4 protein-coding genes and 1 pseudogene are annotated in these 6,457 nt (G+C 48.0%); all 5 read left to right on the top strand.

The window, feature by feature from the left end; translation table 11 throughout:
* Window positions 1-74: 74 nt before the first annotated feature.
* Window positions 75-695, top strand: coding sequence for a DUF1684 domain-containing protein (locus ACMA1I_RS02555; protein WP_337066673.1), 621 nt, complete (start codon window positions 75-77; stop codon window positions 693-695).
* Between the two features lie 208 nt (window positions 696-903).
* A pseudogene (pheT, locus tag ACMA1I_RS02560) lies at window positions 904-3,425 on the top strand (phenylalanine--tRNA ligase subunit beta).
* 212 nt (window positions 3,426-3,637) lie between these two features.
* Window positions 3,638-3,934 carry a hypothetical protein gene (locus ACMA1I_RS02565; protein WP_337066683.1) on the top strand — a complete coding sequence of 99 codons (297 nt, stop codon included), beginning with the start codon at window positions 3,638-3,640 and terminating at the stop codon, window positions 3,932-3,934.
* A gap of 103 nt (window positions 3,935-4,037) precedes the next feature.
* A complete protein-coding gene (locus ACMA1I_RS02570; protein WP_337066684.1) occupies window positions 4,038-4,322 on the top strand; it encodes a cell division protein ZapA in 285 nt (94 codons plus the stop codon).
* A gap of 181 nt (window positions 4,323-4,503) precedes the next feature.
* On the top strand, window positions 4,504-6,102 hold the full coding sequence (gene rny / locus ACMA1I_RS02575) for a ribonuclease Y (RefSeq protein ID WP_337066685.1): 1,599 nt from the start codon (window positions 4,504-4,506) through the stop codon (window positions 6,100-6,102).
* The last annotated feature ends 355 nt before the right edge of the window (window positions 6,103-6,457 follow it).

A 6,457-nucleotide genomic window follows, 5' to 3' on the forward strand; every position in this document is an offset into this window, starting at 1 on the left:
TGAGTTTTACTTATCTCCAAGGCATGCCTACTCTCCAAAAATTTCCGAACTTTGCAGTGTAACAATTTTCACGCATGCAACGACCATTCAGGCTGGTGATACTGGCAGGCATCTTACTGGTGCTGTTTTACTTTGTAAAAGAATCGTTCTTCAACGAAGACAATTATATTAAGCCCCTGCTGAAAGAGCGCGAAGACAAGGACCTGACGTTCAGGAGCCGTGACAACAGTCCTTTTGAAACAGAAGACCGGCAAAAGTTTAAAAACCTGGTGTACTATGAGCCAAACATCGGCTACCGCATTAAAGCCGATGTGGAGCCGCTGGCAAAGAAGGACACCCTGCACATGCCCATGACCAATGGTAGCACCGAAGCCTACCTGCGTTATGCCATTGCCCGGTTCGAGGTAGAGGGACAGCCGCAGAAGCTCACGCTCTACAAAAAAGTGGCAAAAGAAGATGAGGAGCAGTTTTTTGTGCCTTTCACCGACAAAACTAACGGTTTTGACACTTATGGCGGTGGCCGGTATCTGGACATTCCTTTTAAGGAAGACGCCAAAACCGTAGTGCTCGACTTTAACCGCGCCTACAGCCCCTTCTGCGCCTTCAACCCCGAGTACGTTTGCCCCGTGCCTCCGCGCGACAACCACCTCTCCATAGCCATTCCGGCAGGCGAGAAAGCGTATGAGCATAAATAGAAACTAGATGGTAGGTATTAGATGCTAGATTTTAGATTGAAGCGGTGTAACGGTAGATTTACGTGTTTTAACAGTGCTTCTGCTTTTCAAAATTTTATGTCCAGGAGCATCTATAATCTAATATCTAGAATCTAGCATCTAAAAAAAGTGTTAATTTTGAAAAATTGTGGCTGCTGAGGCTGCGCATACAACATCAATACAGAACAACATGCTGATTTCATTAGACTGGCTTAAACAACTCATACAAATAAATAAACCGGCAGAAGAAGTAGGCGAACTGCTGACAGGCGCAGGCCTGGAAGTCGAAAGCATCCATACTGTTGAAGCGGTGCCAGGTGGACTGGCGGGTATCGTGATAGGAGAAGTGCTCACCTGCGAACGCCACCCCGATGCCGACCGCCTGAGCATTACCACTGTAGATATTGGTGCAGAAGCTCCTGCCAATATTGTATGCGGTGCGCCTAACGTGGCAGCTGGTCAGAAAGTAGTAGTGGCTACCGTAAACAGCACGCTTTACCCTTCCGGTGGCGAGCCATTTAAAATAAAGAAATCGAAGATCCGGGGAGCAGCCTCAGAAGGTATGATCTGTGCCGAAGACGAAATTGGTCTGGGTACTTCGCATGCCGGTATTATGGTGCTCGATACCGACTTGCCAAACGGCACTCCGGCTGCCAACTACTTTGGGTTGAGTTCTGATGAAGTGTTCGAAATTGGCTTAACGCCTAATCGTGCTGATGCTGCCTCTCATTACGGTGTGGCCCGCGACTTGCAGGCCCTGCTAAAAGTGCCTGTGCAACTGCCTGATGTTAGTGCTTTTACTGTTGCTAGTACATCACGTGCTATTGCTGTGGAGGTAGAGAACACCGAAGCTTGTCCGCGTTATGCCGGTGTAACGGTAAGCGGCCTGAAAGTAGGCCCGTCGCCGGAATGGCTGCAAAAGCGACTACGTGCTATTGGTTTGTCGCCGATCAACAACGTGGTAGATGTTACTAATTATGTGCTGCACGAGCTGGGCCAGCCACTGCACGCCTTCGATGCTGACAAAATTTCGGGCGGTAAGATTGTGGTGAAGAATCTGGCAGAAGGCAGCACCTTTGTGACGCTGGATGGGGTGGAGCGAAAGCTGAAAGCCACCGATCTGATGATTTGCAACGCAGAGGAGCCGATGGCCATTGGCGGCGTGTTTGGAGGAAAAGAATCGGGTGTATCAGAAGAAACAACTGCTATTTTCATTGAGANAAAGCCACCGATCTGATGATTTGCAACGCAGAGGAGCCGATGGCCATTGGCGGCGTGTTTGGAGGAAAAGAATCGGGTGTATCAGAAGAAACAACTGCTATTTTCATTGAGAGCGCCTACTTCTCGCCCGACACCGTGCGCCGCACTAGTCAAGCCCACAGCCTGAAAACTGATGCCTCTTTCCGTTTTGAGCGTGGCACCGACCCGAACATGGTGCTCTATGCCCTGAAGCGGGCGGCCCTGTTGGTGCAGGAGGTAGCAGGCGGTGAGGTAACATCAGAGATTGTAGATGTTTACCCAAACCCGATCGACAACACAAGCCTCAGCCTGAGCATAGACCGCACGCACCGTTTAATTGGTAAAGAAATAGGCGCAGAGCGAATTAAGGAGATCATAACAGATCTAGGGATAGAAGTAACAGCCGAAACCGAAACGCACCTGGAGCTGTCGGTGCCGCCGTTTAAGGTGGACGTGAAGCGGGAGGCCGATGTGGTGGAGGAAGTGCTGCGCATCTACGGTTTCAACAACATCGAGGTAAGCGAACATATGTCAGCCTCCTTCCTGGCCAGTTTCCCGAAGCCGAACCCGGAAGAGATTACACAAACCATTCTGAATTACATTGCTGATAATGGTTTCCGTGAGATCATTACCAACTCCATTACCAACTCCCGCTACTACAACGAGGCGGAGCAGGAGAGCCTGGTGCGGGTGCTGAACTACAACAGCGAGGACCTGGATGCGCTGCGCCAGACGCTGGTGTACTCTGGCCTGGAAGTATTGCGCCGCAACATCAACCGTCGCCAGAAAGACCTGAAAATGTTTGAGCTTGGCAAAACATACGAGCTGGCAGAGGACAAGCATAAGGAAAGCACCAAACTAGCCTTGTTCATGACCGGCAACAGTAGTGCTGAGAGCTGGAAGCAACCCAATGCCAAAGTTGTTTTTCACGATCTGGCGGGGCTGGTGCAGAACGTGCTCAACAAATTGAACGCGGGCAACTTTACGGTGCAGCCGCTGCCGGAGAACAAGCTCATGCGCCAGGGCATTTCCTACACCAAAAACGACACGGTTATAGCCCAGATCGGACTATTGGAAACCAGCGTAACGAAGCAGGTGGAGGTAAAAGAGCCGGTATGGTATGCAGAGCTGAACTGGGATTACCTCCTGAAGAAGTACCGCAGCAACCTGGTGGCTGAGGAGTTGCCGAAGTTCCCGGAAGTGCGACGTGACCTATCGCTGGTGCTCGATAAGCAGGTGACCTTTGACCAGGTGAAACAAATTGCCCTGCGAACCGAGCGAAAGCTGCTGCAGGACGTAAACGTGTTCGATGTGTACGAAGGAGATAAGATAGAAGCAGGCAAAAAAGCCTACGCCATCAGCTTCACCCTGCTCGACAAACAGCAAACCCTCACCGACAAAGTGATAGACAGCACCATGAGCCGCCTGATGCAACAATTGGAGAAACAGTTGGGAGCGTTTATCAGGAAATAAGAAGTTACAGCAGTACGAGCTGGTGCGAGCTTTTAGCTCGTACTGCTACTTTTACTTGGAAAAACAATTGTGTGCTTAAAAGACCAAACAACTGTAGTGCAAGCTTCAAGTTCGCACCAGTACAATAAGAATAGGCGCATCAAAAGCAGCAATACCTGCAGAATGCAAAAAGTATTAACAGAATCATAAGAAATAATGTTACCTTTTCAGCTATGGCAAAGGATAAACAACTGCAACAACTCCAGTCTATTGAAGACAAACTACGCAAGCTTATAGCAAAGCATGCGGATGCGCAGCAGCGCCTGGTAAAGGCGCAGGAAGAGGTGAAATTCCTGGAAGCATTGGTGGAAGAAAAGGATCAGCAAATAAAAAATTTTAAAAATCAGGAGAATATTGTTAAAATTGTAGAAACAATGGCAGGTAACACTGCAAACACGACAGAGTTAAAGCTGAAGTTAAACGAGTATATCAGAGAAATAGATAAGTGTATCGCTTACTTACAGGATTAGCCCGGTGAACGTGCAGGAGCAAAATAACGAGAATTAGTGCAAGCAACTCTACGAACAACAGGCAAACTTAATAAACCAGAACCATTAACATAAATCGCACCGGATGGCAGAATTAGCAATTAAAATTCGCATCGCTGAACGCGAGTATCCGATGCGGGTAAAAGAAGAAGAAGAGGAAAGGCTTCGGGTGGTTGGTAAGCTTTTAAACGAGCGTTTACGCTTTTTTAAAGAACAATTTGGCATACAAGATAAGCAGGACTTGCTCGCTATGGTAGCTTTCGAAACCATGGTAGACAAGCTAAAGCTGGAAGAGGAGAAAGACAGTCATTTCTCTGAAGTGGGCCAAAAATTGAATACTCTGGATGATCTTTTATCATCAGCTAAATAATACAGTTCTTACCTATAACGCATTTAATTTTTTGCTTGAGCCATCTGCTTTTTATAAGATGGAGATACTTTTTGAGAAAGTAGCCGGAGCATTTTTTAGGGGCAAACTTAGATAAAGGACTGTTACAATGTCCTGTAGCAGGTGCTGCTATATGTTTTTATCACCATAAAAGCTTATAGATATGCCCGATATTATTTACATTTTACTTACAGCCATTGTAGCGCTCCCGGTGGGCATCTACATTGGCAGGAACTTGCTTCAGAAAGTCTATAAAGACCAGGAAGAAGCTGCCTGTTTGAAGGCCCAGAACATTATTCGCGAGGCAGAAATTAATGCGGAAAGTGTTAAAAAGGACCGTATTCTGGAGGCAAAAGAGAAGTTTCTGCGCCTGAAGTCTGAGTTCGAAGAAGAATCGAACAAGAAGAAAAACATCATTATCCAGAACGAGAACAAGGTAAAGCAGCGTGAGCAGCTTGTTACAAAGCAACTGGAGCAGATTAAACGCCGCGAAACTGAGCTCGACAAAGAGAAAGAGGGGCTGGCAGCACAGCAGGAAAAAGACAAGGAAACCCTGCAGGCACAACTGGAGCAGCTGCGTAAGCGCAAAGAAGAAGTAGAGCAGCAGCACGAAGAGATTATAGGCCAACTGGAGCGCATTGCAGGTCTGACTGCTTCTGAGGCACGCGAGCAGCTGGTAGAAGCCCTGAAAAGCGAAGCCCAGACCAAAGCCTCTTCTTACGTGAAAGACATTGTAGCCCAAGCCAAACTCACCGCTACAAAAGAAGCCAAGAAAATCGTTATCGAAACCATTCAGCGCACCGCTGCCGAGCATGCCATTGAAAACTGCGTATCGGTGTTCAACATCGAGAGCGACGACATCAAAGGCAAGATTATCGGTCGTGAAGGCCGTAACATCCGTGCTCTGGAGGCCGCCACTGGTGTAGAGATTATTGTAGACGACACCCCTGAAGCCATTATTATCTCTGGTTTTGATCCGGTTCGCCGCGAAGTAGCTCGCCTGTCGCTGCACCGCCTGGTGGCCGACGGACGTATCCACCCGGCCCGTATTGAGGAGGTGGTAACCAAAACCCGCAAGAACATCGACGAAGAAATTATCGAGATTGGTGAGCGTACTGCCATTGATTTGGGGATACATGGGCTGCACCCTGAGCTGATCAAGATGGTAGGTCGTATGCGTTTCCGTTCATCTTACGGTCAGAACCTGCTGCAGCACTCGCGTGAGGTGGCAAACCTTTGCGCTACTATGGCAGCAGAGCTAGGCCTGAACGTGAAACACGCCAAACGCGCTGGTCTGCTACACGATATTGGCAAGGTTACACCGGATGAGCCGGAACTGCCACACGCTATTATCGGTATGGAGCTGGCGAAGAAATATAAGGAACATCCTGATGTTTGCAATGCCATTGGCGCTCACCATGATGAAGTAGAAATGACGGCCATGGTATCGCCATTGGTACAGGCCTGTGATGCTATTTCAGGCTCCAGACCAGGTGCCCGTCGCGAAATTATGGAATCTTATATCAAGCGTCTGAAAGAACTGGAGGAAGCCGCTGTTTCTTTCGACGGTGTGAATCAGTGCTATGCTATTCAGGCCGGCCGTGAGCTGCGCGTAATGGTAGATTCTGATAACGTGTCGGATGAGAAAGCAGCACAGATTTCGTATGATATCTCCCAGAAAATAGAAAAAGAAATGCAATACCCGGGTCAGATCAAGATTACAGTAATCAGAGAGATGCGGGCGATCAGTTATGCAAAGTAAGTAATTGGTTTAATTAAGGTTAAAGCGCCTGCTGCATCTTTTGTAGCAGGCGCTTTTGTTTTACAGGAACTACGTTTATGACCCAGGAGCGTGCGCCGCTCCTGCAAGCATCTGATCTGCAACAAAGCTTCATCTGTCAGAAATCAGACTATAAAGAAAAATGGTTTTGATGGTGAGGTAGCAGCAGCATAACGTTAAGGAAGGCCTTTTTCATTAGAATAATTGGTAAGCTAACGTGAACTCGGGAATTAAGCCAATGTTCTGGCGAGGTTAAACTTTTTGTTTTTGTGGTCGAGAAAGGTGTAGGCGGTCAGACCTGAGAGGATGTGGACCAGGGCGTTGATGGGGTTTCGGT

Origin of the sequence: Pontibacter sp. 13R65, assembly GCF_047525655.1 — a bacterium.
GTDB lineage: Bacteria > Bacteroidota > Bacteroidia > Cytophagales > Hymenobacteraceae > Pontibacter.